This window comes from Arthrobacter sp. TJ-265, assembly GCF_058269135.1.
On sequence record NZ_JBZCND010000001.1, the window covers coordinates 1,318,436 to 1,341,947 of the forward strand.

22 protein-coding genes are annotated in these 23,512 nt (G+C 65.7%); 13 read left to right on the forward strand and 9 right to left on the reverse strand.

What is annotated here, in order from left to right; all coding sequences use genetic code 11:
- Nucleotides 1–126 precede the first annotated feature (126 nt).
- Together AC4D2E_RS06345 and AC4D2E_RS06350 are read left to right on the forward strand one after the other, a co-directional pair.
- The gene (locus AC4D2E_RS06345) at nucleotides 127–480 is read left to right on the forward strand and encodes an iron chaperone (protein WP_490951998.1); all 354 of its coding nucleotides are present in this window, start codon (nucleotides 127–129) and stop codon (nucleotides 478–480) included.
- A gap of 175 nt (nucleotides 481–655) precedes the next feature.
- Nucleotides 656–1,489 (forward strand): SDR family NAD(P)-dependent oxidoreductase, encoded by an 834-nt coding sequence (locus AC4D2E_RS06350; protein WP_490951999.1) that lies wholly within the window; start codon nucleotides 656–658, stop codon nucleotides 1,487–1,489.
- Nucleotides 1,490–1,515: 26 nt separating this feature from the next.
- Here the strand turns inward: AC4D2E_RS06350 and AC4D2E_RS06355 are convergent, their stop codons facing one another.
- Entirely contained in the window at nucleotides 1,516–1,977 is a 462-nt protein-coding gene (locus AC4D2E_RS06355) for a recombinase family protein (RefSeq protein ID WP_490952000.1), read from the reverse strand.
- 834 nt (nucleotides 1,978–2,811) lie between these two features.
- Here AC4D2E_RS06355 and AC4D2E_RS06360 point away from each other — a divergent pair.
- A complete protein-coding gene (locus AC4D2E_RS06360; protein WP_490952001.1) occupies nucleotides 2,812–3,081 on the forward strand; it encodes a helix-turn-helix domain-containing protein in 270 nt (89 codons plus the stop codon).
- A gap of 524 nt (nucleotides 3,082–3,605) precedes the next feature.
- On the opposite strand, the gene AC4D2E_RS06365 is transcribed toward AC4D2E_RS06360, so the two are convergent.
- The 4 genes from AC4D2E_RS06365 to AC4D2E_RS06380 form a co-directional block, all read right to left on the reverse strand.
- Nucleotides 3,606–4,067, reverse strand: coding sequence for a hypothetical protein (locus tag AC4D2E_RS06365; protein ID WP_490952002.1), 462 nt, complete (start codon nucleotides 4,065–4,067; stop codon nucleotides 3,606–3,608).
- Between the two features lie 406 nt (nucleotides 4,068–4,473).
- Nucleotides 4,474–5,427 (reverse strand): TniB family NTP-binding protein, encoded by a 954-nt coding sequence (locus AC4D2E_RS06370; RefSeq protein ID WP_490952003.1) that lies wholly within the window; start codon nucleotides 5,425–5,427, stop codon nucleotides 4,474–4,476.
- Nucleotides 5,428–5,468: 41 nt separating this feature from the next.
- Entirely contained in the window at nucleotides 5,469–7,478 is a 2,010-nt protein-coding gene (locus tag AC4D2E_RS06375) for a TnsB C-terminal domain-containing protein (protein WP_490952004.1), read from the reverse strand.
- Nucleotides 7,475–8,221, reverse strand: coding sequence for a TnsA-like heteromeric transposase endonuclease subunit (locus AC4D2E_RS06380; RefSeq protein ID WP_490952005.1), 747 nt, complete (start codon nucleotides 8,219–8,221; stop codon nucleotides 7,475–7,477). The genes AC4D2E_RS06375 and AC4D2E_RS06380 overlap by 4 nt, the downstream gene beginning before the upstream one ends.
- A gap of 651 nt (nucleotides 8,222–8,872) precedes the next feature.
- On the opposite strand from AC4D2E_RS06380, the gene AC4D2E_RS06385 reads away from it, so the two are divergent.
- Nucleotides 8,873–9,088, forward strand: coding sequence for a transcriptional regulator (locus AC4D2E_RS06385; RefSeq protein WP_104165028.1), 216 nt, complete (start codon nucleotides 8,873–8,875; stop codon nucleotides 9,086–9,088).
- 49 nt (nucleotides 9,089–9,137) lie between these two features.
- On the opposite strand, the gene AC4D2E_RS06390 is transcribed toward AC4D2E_RS06385, so the two are convergent.
- The gene (locus tag AC4D2E_RS06390) at nucleotides 9,138–10,049 is read right to left on the reverse strand and encodes an alpha/beta fold hydrolase (protein WP_104165026.1); all 912 of its coding nucleotides are present in this window, start codon (nucleotides 10,047–10,049) and stop codon (nucleotides 9,138–9,140) included.
- 272 nt (nucleotides 10,050–10,321) lie between these two features.
- On the opposite strand from AC4D2E_RS06390, the gene cls reads away from it, so the two are divergent.
- From cls to AC4D2E_RS06410, 4 genes are all read left to right on the forward strand, one after another.
- Entirely contained in the window at nucleotides 10,322–11,806 is a 1,485-nt protein-coding gene (gene cls, locus AC4D2E_RS06395; protein ID WP_490952006.1) for a cardiolipin synthase, read from the forward strand.
- A 111-nt stretch (nucleotides 11,807–11,917) separates the two neighbouring features.
- Nucleotides 11,918–12,136, forward strand: a complete 219-nt coding sequence (locus AC4D2E_RS06400) for a hypothetical protein (RefSeq protein WP_104165022.1) — start codon at nucleotides 11,918–11,920, stop codon at nucleotides 12,134–12,136.
- Between the two features lie 11 nt (nucleotides 12,137–12,147).
- Nucleotides 12,148–12,612 (forward strand): hypothetical protein, encoded by a 465-nt coding sequence (locus tag AC4D2E_RS06405; RefSeq protein WP_490952007.1) that lies wholly within the window; start codon nucleotides 12,148–12,150, stop codon nucleotides 12,610–12,612.
- An 81-nt stretch (nucleotides 12,613–12,693) separates the two neighbouring features.
- Entirely contained in the window at nucleotides 12,694–13,995 is a 1,302-nt protein-coding gene (locus tag AC4D2E_RS06410) for an alpha/beta fold hydrolase (protein WP_490952008.1), read from the forward strand.
- Here the strand turns inward: AC4D2E_RS06410 and AC4D2E_RS06415 are convergent.
- Entirely contained in the window at nucleotides 13,985–16,372 is a 2,388-nt protein-coding gene (locus AC4D2E_RS06415) for an ATP-binding cassette domain-containing protein (protein WP_490952009.1), read from the reverse strand. The genes AC4D2E_RS06410 and AC4D2E_RS06415 overlap by 11 nt on opposite strands.
- A 156-nt stretch (nucleotides 16,373–16,528) precedes the next feature.
- Between AC4D2E_RS06415 and AC4D2E_RS06420 the strand changes: the two genes are divergently transcribed.
- Nucleotides 16,529–17,185: a peptide deformylase gene (locus AC4D2E_RS06420; RefSeq protein WP_104165015.1), complete on the forward strand. Its 657-nt coding sequence runs from the start codon at nucleotides 16,529–16,531 to the stop codon at nucleotides 17,183–17,185.
- A gap of 18 nt (nucleotides 17,186–17,203) precedes the next feature.
- Here AC4D2E_RS06420 and AC4D2E_RS06425 read toward each other — a convergent pair whose 3' ends face one another.
- Nucleotides 17,204–19,249 carry a S9 family peptidase gene (locus AC4D2E_RS06425; RefSeq protein WP_490952010.1) on the reverse strand — a complete coding sequence of 682 codons (2,046 nt, stop codon included), beginning with the start codon at nucleotides 19,247–19,249 and terminating at the stop codon, nucleotides 17,204–17,206.
- A gap of 71 nt (nucleotides 19,250–19,320) precedes the next feature.
- On the opposite strand from AC4D2E_RS06425, the gene AC4D2E_RS06430 reads away from it, so the two are divergent.
- The 4 genes from AC4D2E_RS06430 (at nucleotide 19,321) to AC4D2E_RS06445 (ending at nucleotide 22,351) form a co-directional block, all read left to right on the forward strand.
- On the forward strand, nucleotides 19,321–20,211 hold the full coding sequence (locus AC4D2E_RS06430) for a putative RNA methyltransferase (protein ID WP_490952011.1): 891 nt from the start codon (nucleotides 19,321–19,323) through the stop codon (nucleotides 20,209–20,211).
- A gap of 102 nt (nucleotides 20,212–20,313) precedes the next feature.
- A complete protein-coding gene (locus tag AC4D2E_RS06435) occupies nucleotides 20,314–20,790 on the forward strand; it encodes an NfeD family protein (protein WP_104165010.1) in 477 nt (158 codons plus the stop codon).
- A gap of 74 nt (nucleotides 20,791–20,864) precedes the next feature.
- Complete coding sequence (locus AC4D2E_RS06440; protein WP_104165008.1) at nucleotides 20,865–21,797, forward strand: SPFH domain-containing protein; 933 nt, start codon at nucleotides 20,865–20,867, stop codon at nucleotides 21,795–21,797.
- A 206-nt stretch (nucleotides 21,798–22,003) separates the two neighbouring features.
- Nucleotides 22,004–22,351 (forward strand): RNA polymerase-binding protein RbpA, encoded by a 348-nt coding sequence (locus AC4D2E_RS06445; protein ID WP_043445375.1) that lies wholly within the window; start codon nucleotides 22,004–22,006, stop codon nucleotides 22,349–22,351.
- 68 nt (nucleotides 22,352–22,419) lie between these two features.
- Here AC4D2E_RS06445 and AC4D2E_RS06450 read toward each other — a convergent pair whose 3' ends face one another.
- Entirely contained in the window at nucleotides 22,420–23,145 is a 726-nt protein-coding gene (locus AC4D2E_RS06450) for a polyprenol monophosphomannose synthase (protein WP_490952012.1), read from the reverse strand.
- Nucleotides 23,146–23,512: the final 367 nt, after the last annotated feature.

Here is a 23,512-nt window from a genome sequence, read left to right on the forward strand (position 1 = left end):
ATGCGCGAAAAGGCGGAGGCGAATCGACCGTCGACCCGTACCCGAGCGCGGCCATCACCGAACCGACAGTCACACGGCGAGGCCCCGCTGTTGAGAGACGAGGCCTCAGTGTCGAAAAATGGTGGGATGACAGTCTCCAACCACGACGCGTACATCGCTGCTGCTCCGGAACGGTTCCGCCCACTGCTGGCCACGTTGCGCGCACGGCTCGCGCGCACACTGCCGGACGCGGAGGAGGTCATCGAATACAACATGCCCGGATTCCGGATCGGACGATCAATCGTCGCCAGTTACGCTGCCTTCAGTAAGCAATGCGGCCTGTATCTCTCCCCAGGCGCCATCACCGCCCATGCCGAAGACATCGCTGCCGTCGGGCTGAAGGCGACCAAGACCGGCATCACATTTCCTGCGAACAATCCGATCCCTGATGACCTCGTCGAACGGCTCGCGCTCACTTCGCGGAAGGACGTCGGGCTGTAACCGAGGACAGCGTTGCCACAAACACTGCGCCGCTCGACATCGCCCCTTGGACGATGCCTTCGAGGGCGGATCGGTTCGCCGGGGATCGGGTCCATAAGGAGCGGCCGTCGGTGGTGATCGTCGACGTGCCAGCGGGCCGGCGCACGTCATCGTCGACCGTGGTTATTCTGCGACCATGACAACTTCGCAGACCTGGATGATCACGGGAGCCGGACGCGGGCTCGGGCGCGCCCTTGCGCTTGCCGCGTTGGAAGAAGGACACGCGGTGATTGCCACCGTCAGGGGCGAGCACTCCCTGCCCGCGCACGACCGACTGCGCGTCCACCGGCTCGACGTCCGCGACCGCTCCGCCGCGGCGGCCTCCGTCGACGTCGCTGTTGCGGAGTTCGGGCGCCTGGACGTTCTGGTGAACAACGCCGGCTACGGTCTTGTCGGAGCGATTGAGGAAGCGTCCGAAGAGGAGGTTCGGGAGCTCCTCGACACGGATCTCCTCGGTCCCCTGTGGCTCTGCCAGGCTGCGCTTCCCGTGATGCGGAAGCAGGGGGTAGGCCATATCGTCCAGATCTCGACGGTCGGCGCCGTGGGGACGATGCCGACTCTCGGTCTTTACAACGCGGCGAAGTGGGGCCTCGAGGGATGGACCGAGGCGATGGCCGCCGAGATCGCCGCCTTCGGGGTCCGGGTGACCATCGTCCAGCCCGGCTCGATCGACACCGACTGGGCCGGCGGCAGTATGCGGTTCGCGAAACCGATGCGCCCCTACGACGACCTCCGCCAGACTCTCTTCGGGGCACCCGAGGTCCCGTGGCCAGTCGACGGTACCGCCGGGGGAACAGCACCTGCAGACATCGCCGCGGCGGTCCTCGCCTACGTTGCCAATAACGACGCCGGCAGGCTCCGACTCCTTGCCGGTGACGACGCGCCCGGTCAGGTGCAGGCAGCGTTGGAGAAGCGCCGACAGGACTACGCGCTCGACCCGCGCTGGGAACCGATCGAGCAGGGCGATTAACCGTCTCCTCGGCCCGTCAGTCTTGATCACAGGCGTGATGGCAAGGACACCTCGCGCCGCATGGCGCGCCCGCCAGCTCGGCCTCGGGCCCGGGCCGCGGCAAGACCGGCGTTGGTGCGCTCCTTGATAAGGTCGCGTTCGAACTCGGCCAAAGCTGCAAAGACGTGGAAGACCAGTCGACCGCCGGGTGAGGTCGTGTCGATGGTCTCCTGCAGGGACTTGAACCCGATGCCCTTGTCCTGAAGGGCAGTGAGCTGGTCGATGAGGTGTCGGATGGAACGCCCAAGCCGGTCAAGCCGCCAGACGACGAGCGTGTCACCCGGACGCAACTGATCCAGCAACTTGGTGAGTTCGGGACGCTGATCGAGGGATCCGGAGATGGCGTCCACGAACACCCGATAGCAGCCGGCGGCTTTGAGCGCGTCTACCTGCAGCGCGGCGTCCTGATCGGTCGTCGACACTCGTACGTAGCCCAAAAGGTGCCCCATGCAACCCAACGTAGCGGAACTCGTCTCTGACGAGTAGAAGTGGAGCATAGATTGTGGCACGGGGTATCGCTACAGAAAACCGGCCTTCCAGAGCCGCCGATGAGCATCGACCGCACGTGTAGCGCATACGTTTCGTTTTCGGTCCGGGGGAGTACCGGGGGAACACCAGGATGCGCACTCGCTCAATGGAGCGCATGCTGCTGCCCATACAGCCACTCGTTCGGTGAGCCCGATTAGTGCTAAGCCCGCGGGAGCGGAGCTGTTGGGCCTTGACGATTCCAGTTGGGTGGCCGGATCCACTTGCTGCAATCCATCAACCTGCTACGGTATCCGCACTTTCCGATCAGAAATGTTTTGCAGCAAGATAGGTCCTGCGCAGAAAGCCCAAGTCGGCACTGGACAAGGCAGGTCGCGAGGGGGACGATGAATTTACCCCGTCTGGTGTTGTCGAGATCGGCGGCGGGGTCACAGGAAAACCCACGCAGGAGGCGTCAACGGTGGCCGCCACCGTTCGTTAGGAGCTCGCATGACCCATGCGCGAAAGCGGAGCGAATCCCACGGGATCACCAATGGGGAAGCGCAAACCACCAGATCCCACTTTATTTCTGGCGGCACGACTGCGAACTCATTCATATCAGAATAAGATTCGCTCCCGCAGCCGTTGGGTGCCCACGATTCACGCTTCCCAGGGGTTATCGCTGGCGCCCCAATCGAAGAGAGTTTCATCGCTTCGGCAACGGAGGACCGGCAGCAAGACCATGCGGTGCGATCTCGTGGCCACTACGTACGGTGCTACTAGGCGAAGTACTGTTCGCTATCTGGAATGTTGGGCCAATGACAGACCACCACTTGGGCGATAAGCAGCTAAAGCTGCCGCGATTCCTCACCGTGCAGCAGGTAGCTGACGAGCTAAACACCAAGCGCAGCACGATTCGGGCACTTATCGCCTCAGGAGACCTGCCGGCGATGCAGATCGGCGGCCGCGGCTATTGGCGTATTGAACGCGCCAAGCTCGAGGAGTACATCGCCCGTGCTTATGTGCGAACTCGAACGAACCCTTTACGCGGGGATGTCAAAGCAGCATCTGAGGAGACAGAGGATTGATAGTGGTCGCAAAGCGCCATTTCACGGAGTCGCCTCACTACCTGAGGAGATACCTTCTTCGACAGATTCCTCGGCCCAGGCGTCCTACCGGCGGGTGAAAGCGGGCGTGTTAGTAAAGGCGTCGGGGCGACAAAAAAGGTGCGAGTACAGCCGGGCCTAGGACATTGCCTCTGCGTCCGACAAATTCAGCGTAATCCGAACGGTGAACGCGATGGTCGTTAGGGAGGGCCCGAACGCCTGTGCCTGGGATGCAGGAGCGCTTAAGTCTCGGCCGCGGTCGACGGCCTGAGTGAGGTCCGGAGCGTGCTGCCCGCCTCGCCCTCAAGTAGGGAAGTGGATCCGGGGTTTCGTTCTCGGAACAGGATGCCTCGAGGAAGACGCTCCGACTAATTTGTTTCGTGCTGCGACCTCGTTCCGTGAACCGTGTCACTTAAAATGCTCTCTGTACCCAGTCAAGCTAGTCAGGGATAGTCCGCTGAAGAGTTTAGTTGGGTGTAAGGCGCCTCGTCCAGCCTGGTCTGCAGTCAATAGTTGCGGAGACTGATAATTGGCGGATCTGCAACCTCTTCATATCTTCGTTGATCGAACACGCGGACGGAATGCACCTCAGTCAGTATCAATTGACTGGCGCGGGAGACCGCCCGCAACGGTTCCGACGCATTTGGAAGTAATATGGGCGCTAGCTCTCGTTCGATCACTTGACGGCGACGATTGTCCTCTAGGTCGGGGCGAAACATTTCGTTGAGGAATTTCCGTTGCGAGAAGAGTTGTGCAATTGCGACCTGTTCTGGATAAATGCACATGGCGCCTGGCGCGGTGCTCGAGGTGCCGCGCCTGACGTCGATTTCGGCGCGGCCAAAAGCAACTGTCGCACATTCCGCGCCGAACCTCATTTCAGGGGAGTCGTAGAAGATGAGCTTCCCCGGGAGCTGTGCCCGAAAGTAGTTCTCAGCACGTACAACTTGAGGGAAGTCGTTGATAGGCACTTGAGGGTATCCGAGCCATCGGTGGTGACGGGCGCACACCAGCCCAATCTTAGGGAGTCGTCCGAATGCTGTATTGCCCTGCGTGCATCGGCTACAAAGCTCCCTGTCAGTAATGAAACTCCTACCGATTCGATCGGGGATCGTGAAAGTACTCGGGTGCAGATCTCCAAGTTCACGCCATGCTTGGACCCTCCTCGGGTGGTCCCGAGCTCGGGACGGAACAAGTCCCCACTCTCGTAATCGAAGGTCGATCGAGTCTGGAGTAGTGTAATTTGCTGCCGCTAGTCGATGGGAATAGCTCGCTAAAGTTTCACCGTCGTAGATACGCACCTGGATGGGAAGGGGGTGGATGCGCATTATCGAATCTTATGGAAGACGAGCATCGCAGATGGACCTTCGGCCGTTGTTAAGGTGCAAATTCTTCTGCTTGAAGGTCAGTCTTTATACTCTCGAGGAGCTTCCGCGTCACCCGTTCTGAACCGTCCAAGATGGCGGCGATAGCCGCATCCGATAGGAGGGCACGCAGGGATCCGATGCTCCCGCCCGACCGGTCAAAGATGTAGGTTGCCAGCGGTTCAAGAGATCCCTCTGGATGGTTAGCCAGCGGCAGTAGGCTTTCGCACCCGAGGACCAGGTCGGTCCATGCCATTCGTTGCTCGTGGTTGCCGAAGCCGTACGGGCTCATCTCATGTAGCACCATCCGGCCCTTCAACTGCCTCCCCATGTCACCTCGAAATAGGTCACTTCGCGGAAGGTCAATGCCTGCATAAATGAAGGTCGCATCGAGTGTCTCGGAGAAGGTTTTTAGGGCAGAGGCGGCCTCAGCTCCGGCACTTCGCTGGGTCTGTAGGTTATGCACCTCGTCAACGATAACAAGTGAGGTCCGCAGCTCACGCAACACGGCAGCCGCTTGGTTCGCAACCTCCTGAGCTGTCGCTCGGTGGGGCACCGGCAAGCTAAGAAAATGGGAGAAGGAAAGCATCATTCCTTTCGGCGTCGCGCCAGGCGGTACGACCACATACGCGACCGGGGCAAAGTTGTTCTCAGGGTCACCGACTTTTTTGCGCATTGCTCTCTCATGCAACTTGCCGATTACCAGCGACGCTGTTGACTTACCAAGACCGGAGTCGCCAGAGATCGCGATGCCACGCCGCGCGGTGGCCGTCGGTGCGTAGTTTCGCGCCAGGTTTATGGCTGCCAGGCGGTCTAGCTTCTTCGTGTCCTTCGTCTCAAGGACCGTATCGGCGGCGAGCCAAGCGAACCGCTTATTGTCATAATCTGCCTTGACCTCTGGCGATAGCGAAGCCGCTTCGTCGAGACGCAGAGTAACAGGCTTGACGAGTGTGCGTGCAGCGAACACGCGCCAGCTGGATAGCGAAGTTGGGACGGCCATTGGACGACTCAGCCTTCATCGATTCGCCGGGCGGGCCTTGCGGGACGCCTAGGCGTTTGTGGTTTCTCGTCGGGTTCAGTGTGCATGTCACGAGGAAGAGCATTTTGGGCGGGCGGCACAATTGGAAGATTTAGCCGATTTTTGTTGGCAGCGGTCGCTTCTTTCGATGTTTTTAGGGCACCATATTGAATTCTTAAGATTTGTTCGAGAACGTCGTTGCCGGTTGGCGTGGAGGTGCGAGTTTTCAAAGCAGCGACTGCGGCGCGGAGTATCTCGAGAGAGAAGGGAGCCGCAGTGTGGGCCGCCAGCGTCCATTGGGCCTCGAGCCACACCTTCCGGATGTGGTCGCGCACGAATATGGAGTTCATTCTGTACGGGTCGTACCGCACTTGCCAGCGATCGCGCGCCGGCTCGCCGTGAATGCCAGATCGTCTACCCCTGTATGGTCTAAGCTCGTCACTGTCGTAAATTAGGCAGTGAAAGTTTATGCCGTAGTAGTTGAGAGACCGCCATTCGAGTGGCAGCAGAGAGATGTAATCATCGCGGGTGAAAACTCTGCTGATCGTCGGTGCCGCAGAACTGAGTGCTCGAAACATCTCATTCGGAGACAGATTAGCTAGAGGCATCGCAGGATGGCGCAAACCCGGGTGCGGTTTATTCTGCCACACTGACATGAGCCACTGGTCCAGAAGGTCCTGAACCTGCGGAACCGACCAAAGTGCTTCCTTTTCGGGGTTCTTACCGCGGAGGGCAACCGATCCACCAAGGTACCCCCGAAGGTATTGGGTGAAACCGGTATTTATTGACTCCAAGGACCTCTCGACATGAGGCTTGTGGGTCGGCGTATTTGTCGCGGCTATGGTGAGGTTGACTTGAAGGGTTTCGCAAGCCAGCAAGAAAGTTCTGCCCACATAAACTTTGCCTCGATCCACGGTAATTGACTCAGGGATGATTATTGGTCGAGCAGCGATATGAAGGTTGAGTTCCGTTTCTTGCATGAGCATCTCCGGTGGCAGGATCGATCGTGAGAAAGAGATCGATTCGTGCCAACCAGGCTGCATGTGTAGGGGAGTAATCGACCGTGCGAGTAATACTGCCGCATCAATGCTCTTCGTTGCCTTGGCTCGGAGTATCGCAGCGCACACCGTGCGGGTCGCCACGTCCAAAGCGATGGTGAGGTCGGCCCGTCCAGTCGTTCCGTCGGGAAAGATGACCATTACGTCCAACGGAGAGCTGTCTACCTCGACCAGTTCACCCGGTCGCGTAGGGGCTTGTCGTCGGTACGTTCCCGATGGTCGGTTCGCTTGGCTCCTCCGGGTCGGAGCCAATCCAAAGGAGTGGCGATTCCGAGAAAGGTTCAACACGAGCCGGTACAAGGTAGCGCGAGATGGAACGGGCAGGCCTTCCGCCTTGGCTTGATACCTGAGCTCGTTCAGTACCCGGGATCGGGTCCCGGTGGAAACAAATGTCTGGCCGACGACGAGATCTTCAAGAAGGCTGACGACTCGTGGATCAACGCGACCTGTGGTCGAGGAAAGTTTGGCAGTCCTCCTGTCCACCAAACCGGCAATTCCAGTCTCGCGATACCGGTGCATGTACCTCTGGAGGCTCCGAATTGACAGTGGCCGAGAAGTGGAGCTCAGTTCAGACACTTTGCTTTGCAGCCGTTGCTCAAGCGGGAGCGCGGAATCGTATTCGGCGCGGATCACCGGTTCGTCTCCGCAGTCTAGAAGGGGAGGTTTGCCTGTAGCGACTTCGACAACGTGCTTATGTAGAAACGCAACCCGCTCTCGCTCCTCCTGGTGAAGGGTTTCAAGAACAGCACTTCCACTTAAGTCCGGAAGTTGGTCGGGATACTCAGGTATGAATGATTCTGCGTTGAGTAGTTCGATGACCGGCAGCCTCCGCGCTTTGTCGCCGCTGAGGGACCGCAACACGACGTTTGTTCCGTCGATGATAGCGACTCTCCATTGTCGGCCCTCAAACTCGAGATTTTGCTCACGCCGCAGACTCTTCATGACCAGACCACCGAGCTCAAAGACAGGGGAGTGGTGAGGTTGGTCTGCAGTCCTCCTGTCCAGAGGAGATGGTAGATGCTCGTCCTGAGCCGGGCACGGTCATGGGACGAATCTGCCTCGAGTAATTCCAAGCCCGCATCCAGTTGTAGTGGATGTCTAAACGCAGTGATGATCGCTGCACGCAAATCTTCGTCCGGAATGAATTGATCCCGCCGGTAGGCTGCAAGCCACTGGAGCGAACGAATTGAGGAAGATGCTAGTCCAATGAAGACTTTGTACTCCCAGCCGATGCTGAGGCAGAGTTGCCGAGTAAGTTCGAACTGAGTCAATGTCTCTGGGGTTAAGAGAGTGGGGCTTCGAACATCTACAACGAGCCCGCTCCGATTTGACAAGCGTGCAAAAAAGTCCGGAACGTGATCGCGGTGTCCCAGTGTTCCGCGCGGCCATACGAGCAAAAACGGCTGTGATGCAATGGCAACTACCGACGTTTCAGAGTCGAGCCATATCAGGGCATCGCGCTCAAGGTAGGACTCGAAGCGAAGGTGAGTTCGCGTAGTAGAAGACCACCAGTAACCCTCGTGATTGCGCTTATGCGGCCAAGAGTAGAATTTCCGGGCAGGTTCCGAGTTCTCAAGTTTGTAACCAGCAAGGTCATCAGTGGCGGGTTCGCATCTGACGCGCGATTCACCAGCCAGCCGGAAGTGAACCTGAGTTACATGGGAAGGGGCTTTGGACGAGCACATATTTGCTCCCTGCACTAACCTGCGACGACGCACCAAGTGATGATGGCGCGGTGCCGGCAAGCCCCTATAGAGGAGGCTACAACCAACCTGGCAGACGATCAATGCCGGAGAGGGGGTGGTTCTCGGACGCCCCGTTCACTCTGCTCCTTGCCGGTGGGCGTATCCCGGAAGCGAAAATCGAGGTGCCAGTCGTGTTGCCCTGGATATGAGAAGCACGATCATCCCGCGGTCCGCCATGTCTTCTGCGACAAACATGCTCGAGTCGGATTCCGCCACTTATAGTGAGATTTTCGCCACCTAGATCGAGACAGGACACGAGGATCGCGATGCGCATGTTGTCGGGACTCCGCCGGGGTAGAGGTGTCGCTCGCTATTAGTTGACATAATGTAGATTATCGGCGATTCAGGAAAAGCCTCGAGAGGGGTTCCCGCCGGCTTCTCCACTGCCGGATATTTCCACACGGGTGACCACCCGACCGACCTGTGTGGAGTCACATGCTGCATCGGAGGGCCGGCTCCATGCGCGCCCCAAAGCGTGCGTCCATGGCCGGTTCGCAGCGGATCGGCAGGGTCCTCGCGCAGGATCGATTCCCGGCGGCCTGATGAGCCGCTCGATTGCCTCCACCTCCATTCGTCAACTATCATTGACGAATGGAGGTGGACAGGATGAAGACGCTTGTCGGATCGATGGATGGTAAGGGGCCGGCGGAGGCTTTGCGGATCGTCGCCGAGCTCCAGCGGGAGGTGGCGCGCAGTGAGGCCGGGCTGGTCCGTAGTGCTCGCCAGTCCGGGCTCTCGTGGGAAGCCATCGCGCAGAGCCTCGGGGTGTCCAAGCAGGCCGTCCACAAGAGGTACGGCCGGCGGTAGTTCTGCCGACCCCCGTCGCAGCGCCGGGCCGACAACTCTCCACCTGTCGCTAGGTCTGTGATCCATGGTGCGGGTGAAGGGTCCCACGGTGGATCTCATAGGACTCGGAGTACCCCGGCTCCTCAGGATCGTCGACGATCGGTTGATCTGCCATGAACTGGCGGATGACGTGAGCGAGTTCGCCCGGGTTGCTGAAATTGATCGCGTGCGCAGCCCCTTTCATGATCACCACGAGGACGTGGTTGTCCGTGCGGCTCGCGACCTCGCGGACCCGGTCGGGGCTCGGCATCAGCGGATCCCGGTCGCCGATGACCACCAGGGTCGGGACCTTCAAGGCCAGCAACCGATCGAGGGACGGGTATCGGGTGAGGGCGCGGAACATCCTGACGGTGCTGGGAACGCCGAACCTGAGATAGTCCGGAGCTGCCACGCGCAACATCCCGACCGGCTCGCGTACGCCGTCGCGAGCGAGCTGCCGCACGGCGCGTCGTAGCGGCTGGTTGTACGCTCCCCCGGCCGGCGCGACGAGGACCGCCCGGTCCAGGCGCTCGGGATAGCGGTAGGCAAACTCGCAGATGACCGGACAGCCCATCGAATTGCCGACGAGCGTGGCCGACGTGACGTGACGGTCATCGAGGAACCTGGCGGCCGCGTGGGCGAGATCCGGCACGTCGAGGGGGTCCACCGCCCTCCCGCTGCGTCCGAACCCCGGAAGATCGGGGACCAGGGTATGGAACTCGTCGCGGAGACGTTCCGCCGTCGGCAGTAGGTACCGGCCGGACAGGCCGAAGCCGTGCACGTGCATCATGGCGGGCGCGTCGGGCCGGGCCGGTGATTCCCGGTAGAAGACGTCGACCCCGTCGATCCTCGTCCAGCGTTCCGCCAACGCCGAGGCCGCCCGCCTGGGCGGCCTTCGTCCCCTGCGTCGGGATCCGGGTAGGCCTGGCACGTCGGTCGTCATGTCGACTCCGGGGGTGAGAAGGAAGCGGAAGGGTCGCGAGGGTCGGCGCGGACCTCACCTCGGCAGCTACGGCAGCGGCGAGCACCCGGCCCAGCGCAGCCCGCATGAGTGCTCCCTCGTGGATCACCGACCACCATGCGTCGACGGTAGCGCTCGGGCCCGCGTCCCACGTCATTCCCCGGGGGTGATGTGAGAGGCGGCGCATCACCCTAGCGTGGACCGATGATCCCTCGACGGCGGTACCTCATCACCGACCACGGAGAGGCGGACTGATGGATCCGGTACTCAGCACGAACCTCGTGTGGATCATCGGGGTGCTCACACACCTTGCCGTCTGTATCGTTGCGCTCATCGTCATTCCGAAGCGGCGCAAGCCCACGGCGGCAATGGCATGGCTTCTGGCCATCGTGTTGCTCCCGGTCGTCGGCGTAGTGGTCTACCTCGTCATCGGCTCGCCCAAACTGCCCAAGCGACGCCGCGCGGAACAGAAGCGGATCACCGCTCTGATCGCTGCGGCTGCTGAAGGACTCGACCTGACCCCGCAACGCGACAGCTGGCCGGAGTGGTTCGCCAATGTCACCCGACAGAACCAGTTGCTGGGCGGCATCCCGGTCGTCGGCGGCAATACCGGCACTCTCCTGGGCGACTATCGACAGTCCATCGAGTCCATGGCCGCAGAGATCGACACTGCAGTGCGGTTCGTGCACGTGGAGTTCTTCATCGTGTCCTTCGACGACACCACCAGACGTTTCTTCGCAGCGATGGAAGCCGCCGTCGGCCGTGGCGTCACGGTGCGCCTGCTCGCCGACCACGTCTCCTCCGCGAGAACAGTGCACAGCAAGGAGACCTTCGCTGAACTCGACCGCATCGGCGTGCAATGGAGCTACATGTTGCCGGTCATGCCACTGAAGGGCAAGTATCAACGGCCCGACCTCCGCAACCACCGGAAGCTGGTGGTGGTCGACGGGCGGGTGGGCTTCATGGGCTCGCAGAACCTGATCGACCGCAGCTACAACGCTCCGAAGAACATCAGACGCGGTCTGCAGTGGCAGGAGCTGGTGACTCGGCTCGAGGGACCGGTGGTGGCCGGTCTGAACGCCGTGTTCCACTCGGACTGGCTGACCGAGACCGGGGAACAGCTCGATCCGGCATCGCCGACTGCGAATCTGCCTGTTCGCAGTGCCGTCTTCGATCGGTCCCCGGATGCGATCGAGTGCCAGGTGGTGCCGAGCGGACCGTCCTACGAGACCGAGAACAACCTGCGCCTGTTCCTGTCCCTGATGTACGGGGCGTCGAGACGAGTGATCATCACGAGCCCGTACTTCGTCCCCGATGAGGCGATGATGTACGCCATCACGTCCGCCTGCCAGCGCGGCCTCGATGTCCAGCTCTTCGTCTCGGAGATCGGTGATCAAGGTCCGGTCTTCCACGCCCAGCGTTCCTACTACGGGGAGCTCCTCGATGCCGGGGTGCGGATCTTCCGCTACCCGGCGCCGTACATCCTGCACGCGAAGCACCTGTCGATCGACGACGACATCGCGGTCATCGGGTCCAGCAACATGGACATTCGTTCCTTCAACCTCGATCTCGAAGTGTCGCTCCTGGTGCGTGGCCGCGTCTTCGTGCAACGGATGCGCGAGGTCGAGGAGCACTACCGGTCCGTGTCGAGTGAGTTGACCCGCGACGAGTGGGCACGGGAACCGCTCTCGTCCACCAGCCTCGACGGTGTCGCGCGGCTCACCTCGGCCCTGGAGTAACCGGCAACCACTCCAGGGGTACTCCCCCGCCGTGCTGCGGACTTCCTCCCACGGGAACCCCGGTCATCAACAAATGTTGACACCCCGATCTCATCAACATAAGTTGATGTCATGGACCTCACCTCGCCGCCTCCTCCCGAAACACCGGCGGACGCTCTCGCTGCTGTCGTCGCCCTCCGCCGGCTCGCCGCATCCCTCGAGCGCTCCGCGGTCGACGAGGCCCTGGCCCAGGGATGGACCTGGGCCCAGATCGGTGCTGCGCTGAACCTCAGCGCACAGGCTGCACACAAGAGGCTCTCCCCCGGCCATCGCCGACCCTCCTACGACTGAACAGGATCATCATGGGCATCAGAACCGCAGTCTCCGACGTCTCCTTCATGAAGTCGCTCTTCACCGCCGCAGAACGCATCGCGCACGACCTGGGAGACCCGGAGATGGGCGCCGAACACCTGGTCATCGCCGCGCTGGATCGCGGAGACCTCGACCGCTCCGAGCTCGCCCCCCTCCCGCTCGACGGGCCGCGGTTCCGCGCCGCCGTGATCGCCGTGCATGCGGATGCCCTGGGATCCCTCGGTGTCGCCGGAACCAGCACTCCCATCGACGAGGAACCGCGGGGTGCCCTGCACAGCACCTCTGCCGCCCAGGCCGTGTTCCAGGACGCGCGCAGGAGTGCCCGGGCACGGCGAGCGCCCCTGCGCGCCGTCGACATCATCGCGTCGGCCGCACGGCTCGACTACGGGACCACCGCCCGCGCCATCGACCGCCTCGGCATCAGCCGCGCCGATCTGCAGGCCCTCGCCCGGTAGGACGCGCGGGAGCCGCGGACGCCTCGGAGAGGACGTCTTCGGGAGGATGCACGTCGAGGGGACCGTACGTACACTCGGGCGATGGACCGAGATGCCCTGACTGCCTCGCACCGCCCCGATCCCCTCCGGAAGGCGCGCCTCGGGTGGCTGGTGGCCGGCGCGTCGGGGGCGGGGCTCCTCCTTGCCCTGGTGCTGGCGGCCGCTCCCTTCATCTCGGCGACGGAAAGCGGCGTGACGGGGGCCCTGCTCCTCGGGTTCGCCTTCGGGTGGGCCCTGGTGGCGGTGCTGTCGGTGAGATTCTCCGACCAGCCGCAGGGGTGGGCCAGGGTTCCCGCGGTGTTCATGGGCCTGGGCGGTCTGCTCCTGATCGTGTTCGGTGCCCCGATGCGGGAAGCGCTCGCCTGGATCTGGCCTCCCGCCCTCCTGGTGCTGATGATCTGGACGGCGTCGAGGATCCACCGGCAGCTCCGGAGCAGGGGCGCCCGCATGCTGCTCTACCCCGTGATCGCGCTGCTGGTCCTCGCGTCACTGACCGGCGGGTACGAGACCGTGCGGGGCGCCGTCCGTGCCGGAAGCATCCCGGAGCAGGGCCGGCTGATCGACGTCGGCGGGCACCGCCTGTACCTGCACTGCACCGGGTCCGGCGGGCCCACCGTGGTGATCGAACCGGGCGCGGGCCTGGCGTCGTCGGACCTGGCCCTGGTCTCCCCCGCCGTGGCCCGCGAGACCCGGGTCTGTGTCTACGACCGCGCGGGGCGAGGGTGGAGCGACCCGTCGGACGTCCCGCAGGACGGCGCGCGGGTCGCCGCCGACCTGCACACGCTGCTGCAGCTCGCGGACGAGCCCGGCCCCTACGTGCTGGCAGGCCATTCCTTCGGCGGTCTGTATGCCCTCACCTTCGCCGCCCGCTACCCCGAGGAGGTGGCCGGTCTAGTGTTGGTCGATTCGACCGCGCCGGCATCGGACCCGCCTCCCGACCCGGCGCGAGCGGCGGACCCCGATGACACGACGCAGCGGATCTCCGCGCTCGTCGCCGCCGGTGGTCGGCTCGGAGTCGGCCGCCTCCTCGGTGTGGAGTCGGCCGACCACCTGCGGAGCACGGTCGACGAGTACCTCCTCGCCGGGTCCTCAGTGGACCAGGCCGCGGAGCTGCGGACCTTCGACGGCAAGCCCCTGGTCGTGCTGTCGGCGGGCCGTGGGACCAGGCCGGGGTGGGCCGCTTCGCAGGACGCCCTCGCCGCGCTGTCGGGCGACTCCCTGCACCGCGTCATCGAGGGGGCGACGCACGGCTCGCTGCTCGGCACCGAACAGGACGCAGCGCAGACCGCCCAGGGGATCCTCGACGCCGTCTCCGCGGCCCGCGAGCGCGACGCTAGTCCTTGACGTACTCCGCCAGGTGGCGCCCGGTGAGGGTCGAGCGTGCGGCGACGAGGTCGGCCGGCGTGCCCTGGAAGATGATGGCGCCGCCGTCGTGGCCGGCCCCCGGGCCCATGTCGATGATCCAATCCGCATGCGCCATGACGGCCTGATGATGCTCGATGACGATGACCGACTTCCCGGCGTCCACCAGGCGGTCCAGCAGGCCCAGCAGGTTCTCGACGTCGGCCAGGTGGAGCCCTGCGGTGGGCTCGTCCAGGACCAGGATGCCGCCCTTCTCCCCCATGTGGGTGGCGAGCTTCAGGCGCTGGCGCTCGCCGCCGGACAGCGTCGTCAGCGGCTGCCCGAGGCTCAGGTACCCCAGCCCGACGTCGGACAGCCTGTTGAGGACCGCCGCGGCCGCGGGCACCTTCGACTCGCCGGTCCCGAAGAACGCCGCGGCGTCCGAGACGGGCATCGCGAGGACCTCGCTGATGTCCTTGCCGCCCAGGGCGTAGTCCAGCACCTCGGCCATGAACCGCTTGCCGTCGCACACCTCGCAGGTCGTCGCGACGCCCGCCATCATGGCCAGGTCCGTGAAGATGACCCCTGCGCCGTTGCAGGTGGGACATGCGCCCGCGGAGTTGGCACTGAACAGGGCCGGCTTCACGCCGTTGGCCTTCGCGAACGCCTTGCGGATGGGCTCGAGCATCCCGGTGTAGGTGGCCGGGTTGCTGCGGCGCGAGCCCTTGATGGCCCCCTGGTCCACCGCGACCACGCCGTCCCGCCCGGAGACCGACCCGTGGATGAGCGAGCTCTTGCCGGATCCGGCCACACCCGTGACGACGCACAGGACGCCCAGCGGGATGTCGACGTCGACGTCGCGCACGTTGTGCGCCGACGCCCCCCGGATCTCCAGCGCGCCGTGGCGCGGCCTCACCGACGCTTTCAGGGCGGCGCGGTCGTCGAGGTGGCGGCCCGTGAGCGTGCCGCTGCGGCGCAGGCCCTCCACGGACCCCTCGAAGCAGACGCTCCCTCCGGCCGTGCCGGCACCCGGGCCGAGGTCGACGACGTGATCGGCGATCGCGATCATCTCGGGCTTGTGCTCGACCACCAGCACCGTGTTGCCCTTGTCCCGCAGGCGCAGCAGCAGGTCGTTCATGCGCTGGATGTCGTGCGGATGCAGGCCGATCGTCGGCTCGTCGAACACGTACGTGACATCCGTGAGCGAGGACCCGAGGTGGCGGATCATCTTGGTCCGCTGGGACTCACCCCCGGAGAGCGTGCCGGACGGACGGTCGAGGCTGAGGTAGCCGAGCCCGATCTCGACGAAGGAGTCGAGGGTCTCCCCCAGCGCCGACAGCAGCGGCGCGACCGACGGCTCGTCGAGCCCCCGCACCCAGGCGGCGAGGTCGCTGATCTGCAGGGCGCACGCATCGGCGATGCTGATGCCGCCGATCTTCGAGGAACGAGCGGCCTCGCTCAGCCGGGTGCCGTGGCATGCGGGGCACCGGGTGAAGGTGATGGCGCGGTCCACGAACGCGCGGATGTGCGGCTGCATCGACTCGCGGTCCTTCGACAGCATCGACTTCTGGATCTTCGGGACCAGACCCTCATAGGTGATGTTGATGCCGTCGACCTTGATCTTGGTCGGTTCCTTGTAGAGCAGGTCCTTCAGCTCGTGCTCCGTGAACTCGCGGATGGGCTTGTCCGCGTCGAAGAATCTGCAGCCGCCGTAGATCCTCCCGTACCAGCCCTCCATGCTGTACCCGGGGATGGTCAGCGCTCCCCCGGCAAGGGATCTGGTGTCGTCGTAGAGCTGGGTGAGGTCCACGTCCGTCACGGATCCCATCCCCTCGCAGCGCGGGCACATCCCCCCGGTGACGGTGAAGCTGCGACGCTCCTTCATGGTGGTGCCGCCGCGTTCCATCGTGACGGCGCCGGCCCCACTGATGGAGGCGACGTTGAAGGAGAAGGCCTGCGGCGAGCCGATCTGCGGCTGTCCCAGCCTGGAGAACACGATGCGCAGCATGGCGTTGACGTCCGTGGCGGTGCCCACGGTGGACCGGGGATTCGCTCCCATGCGCTCCTGGTCCACGATGATCGCCGTGGTCAGGCCGTCGAGCACGTCGACGTCGGGCCGGGCGAGCGTGGGCATGAAGCCCTGCACGAACGCGCTGTACGTCTCGTTGATCATCCGCTGCGACTCGGCCGCGATGGTCCCGAAGACCAGGGAGCTCTTGCCCGACCCCGAGACGCCGGTGAAGACGGAGAGCCGGCGTTTCGGGATCTCGATCGTGACGTCCTTCAGGTTGTTCTCCCGTGCACCCCGGACCCGGATGAGGTCGTGGCTGTCCGCCGCATGCGCCGCTGTCGGGTCGACGTCGGTGGTGATGGTGCTCATGGGGCCTCCAATGACCGTGTGAGAGCCCGTTCCGGTATCCCGCCGGGCACCGCGGCGTCGGGCTCGGCGCGGCATCTCCGATTCTCGGTCCTCCCGCCGTCCCCGGGCAATGGGCCGGGCGCCCGTTCGTGTCCGCGTCTGTGCTTTGCTGGAGGGATGACCGCCGATGCTCCACGGACCCCTGTCGTCGCCCCGCTGCCGCGGGAGGCGATCGCAGCCCACGTCGAGTCCGTCCTCGCCGCGGACCTCCCGCCGATCGTCGCCGCCGGCCACCCGGTCCTGCGCCGTCCCGCGCAGGACTACGAGGGAGAACTCGACGACGGCACCCTCGTCCGGCTGATCGCCACCATGCGCCGTGTCATGCACGCTGCACCGGGCGTGGGCCTCGCCGCACCGCAGATCGGCATCCCCCTGCGGATCGCCGTCCTCGAGGACCAGGGGACCGCCGATCCGGTGGTCGCCGCGGCGCGGACCCGCGCCCCCCTGCCCTTCACCGTCCTCATCAACCCGCGCTACGCGGCCGTCGAGGACAAGCGTGATGCGTTCTACGAAGGCTGCCTCTCCGTGCCCGGCTACCAGGCGGTCGTCGAGCGACACCACCGCATCGAGGCCACCTACACGCAGCCGGACGGCCGCACCGTCACCACGGGGTTCCAGGGCTGGCCGGCGCGGATCGTCCAGCACGAGACGGATCACCTCGACGGGATGCTCTACCTCGACCGGGCGATCCTGCGCTCGCTCACCGCCAACCAGGAGCACCATCGGTGGGCCCAGCCGACGGTCGACGAGGCGCGGCGGGGCCTCGGCTTCTGACCCCGCCGGCCCGCGCTCCTACCGGTCCGCGACGACCGGAGGGTTCGCCGTCGTGGGCAGGTACTTCGCCCACCAGCGGAGGATGTGCTCGAAGCGCTGCCTACGGTGCCACGGCGACCCCGACCGGGACAGCTCGTGCGTCTCCCCCGGGAACACGAGCAGCTCCGTCTCCACGCCCTGCTTCTTCAGGGCCGTGTAGTACCGCTGGGCCTGCTCGATCGGGCACCGCAGGTCCTCCTCGGAGTGGATCACGAACGCCGGCGTCCGCACGTCGGCGATCTTCGCGAACGGGTTCTGCCCCACGACGTGCGCCGGATCGGTGCCGGTGTACTCCTCGGAGAAGAACCAGCCGATGTCGGACGAGCCGACGAAGGACGGCGGATCGAGGTAGCCCCGCTCCACGATGGCCGCCCGGAAGCGGTGGTCGTTGGCAATGGTCCATGCCGTCAGGTAGCCGCCGTAGGAGCCCCCCATGACGCCGAGCCGTTCCCTGTCCAGGGCTTCGAAGTCGGCGAGCGCGCCGTCGACGTAGGCGAGGACGTCGTCGAGGTCCACGGTGCCCATGGCCTCCTTGATCACGCGTGCGTGGGCCTGGCCGTAGCCGGACGCCCCGCGCGGGTTGCACAGCAGGACGGCGTAGCCGGCTGCCGCGTACACCTGGGCCTCGTCGAAGTACCCCCAGCCGTACTGGGCGAACGGTCCGCCGTGGATGACGAGGAGCACCGGATGCGGTCCCTCGCCCTCGGGCAGGACGACCCACCCGTGCACAGGGGTGCCGTCGGGCCCGGTGTAGGTGCGTTCCTGCAGCTCGCCGACGCGCGTGTCGGCGCGCAGGGCGGCCGAGAAGTCGGACACGGTACGCAGGGAGCCGCCCTCGACGACGGCGACGTCCCCGGACGTCCCCGGGTCGGTGTAGGAGACGACGACGGTGCTGCCGGTCGATGCGGCCCCGTCGACGACGGTGGGCCCCGTGACGAGGGTGTCCGACACCCCGCCGGCGGAGACGCGCAGGAGCTCCCCCATCCCACGGGAGCGGTTGAACACGAGCACGGAGTCGGGGCCGTCCGGCATGATCTCCTGGACGTCCCCGAAGTCGATCGTCTCCGGATCGGTCAGGCGCCGGACGTCCTGCGGGTCCCCCAGCGGCAGGACGTAGAGGGCCGTGTTGCGGGCGACGAAGTCGAGGCCCGACGGCGACAGGTCCGTGGCCAGGAAGAACAGCGAGGCCCCGTCGGCGCTCGGACGCGGTGCGCCGCAGCCGAGGCGCGTGTCCCCGCCCTGGTTCGTGAGCTGCCGGGAATCCCCGCCGTCGAGGTCGATCGAGTGGACGTCGGTCACGAGCGTCGAGTCCGCGTCCGGCTGGAGTGCAGCGGTGAAGAAGATCCTGCGGCCGTCCGCGGAGAAGACGGGCTCCACGTGGTCGGCGTCGGCCGTGGTGAGCCGGGTCGCCTTCGGGACGGCGCCCTCGTCCTCGAGGGCGCCCGGGCCTTCCTTGTGCTGCTCCTTCAGGCGGCCCACCGCTGCGACGAAGGGTTCCGCATCCGGATGGGGTATCGCCACCGAGAACAGCTGCGAGCGCTTGTCCGTGACGTAGCCGAGGCCGTTCATCCGGTACTTGTACTGCGTGACCAGGCGCGGATCCTCCAGCCCGGCACCGACGCCGTCGATCGTCCCGTAACGCCCGTGCTCGGGCACCCGCGCGGCGAAGACCACCGTCCGCGAGTCGGGGGAGATGTCGAACCGGCCCACCCCGAGGGGCTGGTCCGTCACCTGGACGGGCTCCCCGCCCGAGGCACGAACGGCGAACAGCTGGGGCTTGCCCTCCGGCACCGCCCGGAGGAACAGGAGGAGCTCGCCGTCGGGCGAGTAGCGCGGTGCGGTGTCGCGGAAACCGCGGGTCAGACGACGACGGGGGCCGCCGTCGAGCGGGATCTCCCACAGCTGGCCGACGTAGGAGTCGGCGCGGAGGTCCGGGCGGGTCGCGGCGACGACGAGCCGTGTGCCGTCCGGGTGGAGGGTCGGGGCGCCGGTGGTGGTCAGGAGTTCTATCTGGTCAGGTTTCACCCTCCCGATCAGACCCGAAACAGTGGCCTGAGTCAACGGGTAAGCCGCGGTCCCCTGCCTAGGATGGGACGATGCCCGCACTCCCCCTGCACCTCCTGACCTGCCCGGTCTGCACGCGCGCGCTGCAGGGCGTCGGCCGCACCCTGGCCTGCGAGCACGGACACCGCTTCGATGCGGCACGCCAGGGCTACGTCAACCTGCTGACCGGCAAGGGCTCCCCGTTCGAGGGTGACACGGCCGAGATGGTCGAGGCCCGGGAGGCGTTCCTGGGCTCGGGCCACTATGCGCCGCTGCGCGAATCGGTGGTCGCGGCCGCCGTGCAGGGCGCAGGGGCCCCGGCGGTGGCGCTCGACGCCGGGGCGGGGACGGGCTACTACCTGGAGGGCCTCGCCGCGGCGGTGCCCGGTCTGTTCCCCGTCGCGCTCGACATCTCGAAGATCGCCCTCCGCCGCGCGGCGCGGCGCCTTCCGGGCGGCGTCAGCATCGTGTGGGACGTCTGGCGACCGCTCCCCCTGGCCGACTCGTCGGTGGACGTGCTCCTCAACGTCTTCGCGCCGCGGAACGTCGGAGAGTTCGTGCGGGTACTGGCACCCGGCGGCCGCCTCGTGGTCGTCACCCCGCGGCCGGGTCACCTCGCCGGCCTCGAGGAGGTGGGGCCGCTCCTGTCCGTGCCGGCCCAGAAGGCCGACGACGTGCGGGCGGCCTTCCACGGCGCCCTCGTGGAGACGCGACGCGAGGACCTCGACTACACCATGACCCTGCCGCGGGACCTCGCCCGCTCGGCGCTCGTGATGGGCCCCGCCGCGCACCACCCGGGCGCGGCGGGCACGACGACGCCCGACGGGCAGCGCGCCCCGGTGGAGGTGGCTGCGCGCTTCACCGTGCAGGTCCTCGCCCTCGCCGGACGGGCCGGGGGCGTCGAGGGGTGCGGTACCCTTCCCGCCGACGGCACGGATGGGTAACAACTCCGCGATCGGGGCCACCGATCCCTAGGTTATGGCGGACCCGTTTGCCATGATGGGAACAGCGCTCCCATCAGGTGCGCCAAGGGGAGGGATTGCTCGATGGACTGGATGATCGCCAACGGCTGGATCTTCTGGCTGGTCCTGTTCCTGGGACTGGCCGTGGTGGAGACCCTCACCCTCGACCTGCTCTTCATCATGCTCGCCGTCGGAGCGATGGCTGCCCTGGTGGCCTACTTCATGGGCGCGGGCCTCGTCCTCCAGATCGTCGTCTTCGCGGTCGTGTCCCTCCTGATGATCCTGCTCGTCCGGCCCGTGGCGGTCCGCCATCTCAAGAGGGGCCCGGAGGACCAGCTGAACAACATCGACCGCCTCGTGGGTGCCGCGGCCGTCGCCCTCGAGCCCGTGACCGCGCACTCCGGCACCGTGAAGATCGGCGGGGACACCTGGACGGCGCGGTCGGCCGACGGCGCCTCCCTCCCGGTCGGGGCCCGCCTGGCCGTCGCGAGGATCGACGGCGCCACGGCCGTCGTCGAGCCCGCATCCGAGCGCCCCGCCCCTCCGGTCGCCGAGCCGTGATCGCGCGCCGCTAGCTGTCACGCTCTCCGGCCGGACGGCCGGGCGGAGCGCACCCACCACAACAAAGGGGATACATGAACGCCTCCGCAGGAACGATCGGGGTCACCCTCCTACTGATCGTCCTCATCATCTTCGTCCTGGTCATCCTCGTGAAGTCCGTGCGGATCATCCCGCAGGCGCGCGCGGGAGTGGTCGAGCGCCTCGGCAAGTACCAGCGGACGCTGAATCCCGGACTCACGATCCTCATCCCGTTCGTGGACCGGCTCCTGCCGTTGCTCGACCTCCGCGAGCAGGTCGTCTCCTTCCCGCCCCAGCCGGTGATCACCGAGGACAACCTGGTGGTGTCCATCGACACCGTGGTGTACTTCCAGGTCACCGACCCCCGCGCGGCCACCTACGAGATCGCCAACTACATCCAGGCCGTCGAACAGCTGACGACGACGACCCTCCGGAACGTGGTCGGCGGCCTGAACCTCGAAGAGGCCCTGACCTCGCGCGACCAGATCAACGGCCAGCTCCGCGGCGTCCTCGACGAGGCGACGGGCCGGTGGGGGATCCGGGTGGGACGCGTGGAACTCAAGGCCATCGACCCGCCCCACTCCATCCAGGACTCCATGGAGAAGCAGATGCGCGCCGAGCGTGACCGCCGCGCGGCCATCCTCACCGCTGAGGGCACCAAGCAGTCGCAGATCCTCACGGCGGAAGGCCAGCGCCAGGCCGCGATCCTCGCGGCCGAAGGCGACGCGAAGGCGGCGATCCTCCGGGCGGACGGCGAGGCCCAGGCCATCCACAAGGTGTTCGACGCCATCCACAAGGGGAATCCGACGCAGAAGCTCCTCGCCTACCAGTACCTGCAGACCCTCCCGAAACTCGCCGACGGCTCCGCGAACAAGCTCTGGATCATCCCGAGCGAGGTCGGCGAGGCGCTGAAGGGCATCGGCAACGTCCTGGGCACCACCACACCCGACTCGCCATCCGACGGACCGGAGCTCGCGACCCGCACGTGAGCAGCTCCCCTGTATAGTTAGATGTTTACCCGTGCGCCCGCAGGAACAACACCGAGGCGCGCGGTGTTATGCAGACAGCTTCCGCGTCGCCTTCCGGCGGCGACGGTCCCGGCCTGTGCCGGCGGCACGGACCGGTCGATACGTCCGGTGAAACAACAGCGGCAACGGTCCCCGGCGACGGGGGCAAGGGTGACTAGGAGAACAACATGAGCGATCGCAGCCTGCGCGGCATGCGCCTCGGTGCGCAGTCGATGGAAACGGAGTCCGGCGTCGAGCCCGCTCCCCGACAGCGCGTGGAGTACCGGTGCGAGGACGGCGAACGGGTGTTCGTCACGTTCTCCTCCGAGGCCGACATCCCGGCGACCTGGGTCTCGAAGACCGGCAAGGAAGCCCTCCTCGTCGACGGCGAGAAGCCCGACACCTCGAACGACAAGCCTGTGCGTACCCACTGGGACATGCTCCTCGAGCGCCGTTCGGTCGAGGAACTCGAGCAGATCCTGCAGGATCGCCTGACGATCCTCCGCGAGCGTCGCGGTGAGCGCCGGTCCGCCTAGGCCGCACACGCTCCGAAGGGAAAGGCACCCGCCGCGGCGGGTGCCTTTCTTGTGCTGTCGTCCCGGTCTCAGGCCCGGCCGCTGAGCTTCGCCCAGCGTGCCCGGAGGCCCCACCGGGTCACGTTGGCGATCGCCTCGACGACGATGTTCCCGCTCATCTTCGAGTCCCCGAGCTCCCGCTCCACGAAGGTGATCGGTACCTCGACGATGGTCAGGCCCAGGCGCGCGACCCTGAAGGTCATGTCGACCTGGAAGCCGTAGCCCACCGAGTCCACCGCCGCGAGGTCGAGCGCCTCGAGCGTGGAGCGCCGGAACGCGCGGAACCCGGCGGTGATGTCGCGCACCGGCAGGCCCAGCATGAGACGCGAATAGGTGCTTCCACCGCGCGAGAGGAGTTTCCGGTGCAGGGGCCAGTTGACGACGCTGCCGCCGCGGACCCAGCGGCTGCCGATCACGAGGTCGGCCCGGTGCACCGCGTCGAGGAGGCCCTGCAACTGCTCGGGCCGGTGGGAGCCGTCGGCATCCATCTCGACGAGGACGTCGTAGTCCCGCTCCAGGCCCCAGCGGAACCCGGCGATGTAGGCCGCGCCCAGGCCCTCCTTGCCCTTGCGGTGCAGCACGTGCACCTGGTCGTCGGCGGTGGCCGCCCGGTCGGCGAGGTCACCCGTGCCGTCCGGGCTGTTGTCATCCACGATGAGCACGTCCGAGGCCGGCACGGCGGCGCGCAGGCGCGCCAGGGTCACCGGCAGCGACTCGATCTCGTTGTACGTGGGGATGATCGTGACGACTCGCACGCAGGTGGGCCTTTCCATCGGGATGCGCATCGCGCAGGACTGCTCCGGACCCGGAGCCAGTCTGCAGTATAGGCGACGGCGGCCGCACAGTCTTCGGGCGGCACGGTCGGGCAGGCCCGCACACCTTCGTACCGGTGCCCGCAGTGTGCGGCCATCGTTTTCTACTGGCGTGTGGACCTGCCCTTCGAATGCCGGCTCCGGTGAGATGGGCAACGCGCGCCACAAGAGAAGGCCGATGCATTGCGCTTTGCGGAGACCAGCCAGGTTCCCTCCCGCAGGAGTTCCTCTAACCCGTTCTCAAGAGCTTACGTGCTGTGGAGGGCGTGTCAACAACCCCCTGACCTGCGGAAACGTGTTCCGGTGCAGG

What these genes read in the sequence shown, in the direction of transcription:
- AC4D2E_RS06375 (WP_490952004.1), bottom strand. Translation starts at nt 7,478, where the DNA reads ATGAAGAGTCTGCGGCGTGAGCAAAATCTCGAGTTTGAGGGCCGACAA.
- AC4D2E_RS06420 (WP_104165015.1), top strand. Translation starts at nt 16,529, where the DNA reads ATGACCGCCGATGCTCCACGGACCCCTGTCGTCGCCCCGCTGCCGCGG.
- AC4D2E_RS06385 (WP_104165028.1), top strand. Translation starts at nt 8,873, where the DNA reads ATGGAGGTGGACAGGATGAAGACGCTTGTCGGATCGATGGATGGTAAG.
- AC4D2E_RS06405 (WP_490952007.1), top strand. Translation starts at nt 12,148, where the DNA reads ATGGGCATCAGAACCGCAGTCTCCGACGTCTCCTTCATGAAGTCGCTC.
- AC4D2E_RS06390 (WP_104165026.1), bottom strand. Translation starts at nt 10,049, where the DNA reads ATGACGACCGACGTGCCAGGCCTACCCGGATCCCGACGCAGGGGACGA.
- AC4D2E_RS06445 (WP_043445375.1), top strand. Translation starts at nt 22,004, where the DNA reads ATGAGCGATCGCAGCCTGCGCGGCATGCGCCTCGGTGCGCAGTCGATG.
- cls (WP_490952006.1), top strand. Translation starts at nt 10,322, where the DNA reads ATGGATCCGGTACTCAGCACGAACCTCGTGTGGATCATCGGGGTGCTC.
- AC4D2E_RS06410 (WP_490952008.1), top strand. Translation starts at nt 12,694, where the DNA reads ATGGACCGAGATGCCCTGACTGCCTCGCACCGCCCCGATCCCCTCCGG.
- AC4D2E_RS06355 (WP_490952000.1), bottom strand. Translation starts at nt 1,977, where the DNA reads ATGGGGCACCTTTTGGGCTACGTACGAGTGTCGACGACCGATCAGGAC.
- AC4D2E_RS06350 (WP_490951999.1), top strand. Translation starts at nt 656, where the DNA reads ATGACAACTTCGCAGACCTGGATGATCACGGGAGCCGGACGCGGGCTC.
- AC4D2E_RS06435 (WP_104165010.1), top strand. Translation starts at nt 20,314, where the DNA reads ATGGACTGGATGATCGCCAACGGCTGGATCTTCTGGCTGGTCCTGTTC.
- AC4D2E_RS06415 (WP_490952009.1), bottom strand. Translation starts at nt 16,372, where the DNA reads ATGAGCACCATCACCACCGACGTCGACCCGACAGCGGCGCATGCGGCG.
- AC4D2E_RS06430 (WP_490952011.1), top strand. Translation starts at nt 19,321, where the DNA reads ATGCCCGCACTCCCCCTGCACCTCCTGACCTGCCCGGTCTGCACGCGC.
- AC4D2E_RS06400 (WP_104165022.1), top strand. Translation starts at nt 11,918, where the DNA reads ATGGACCTCACCTCGCCGCCTCCTCCCGAAACACCGGCGGACGCTCTC.
- AC4D2E_RS06345 (WP_490951998.1), top strand. Translation starts at nt 127, where the DNA reads ATGACAGTCTCCAACCACGACGCGTACATCGCTGCTGCTCCGGAACGG.
- AC4D2E_RS06440 (WP_104165008.1), top strand. Translation starts at nt 20,865, where the DNA reads ATGAACGCCTCCGCAGGAACGATCGGGGTCACCCTCCTACTGATCGTC.
- AC4D2E_RS06380 (WP_490952005.1), bottom strand. Translation starts at nt 8,221, where the DNA reads ATGTGCTCGTCCAAAGCCCCTTCCCATGTAACTCAGGTTCACTTCCGG.
- AC4D2E_RS06360 (WP_490952001.1), top strand. Translation starts at nt 2,812, where the DNA reads ATGACAGACCACCACTTGGGCGATAAGCAGCTAAAGCTGCCGCGATTC.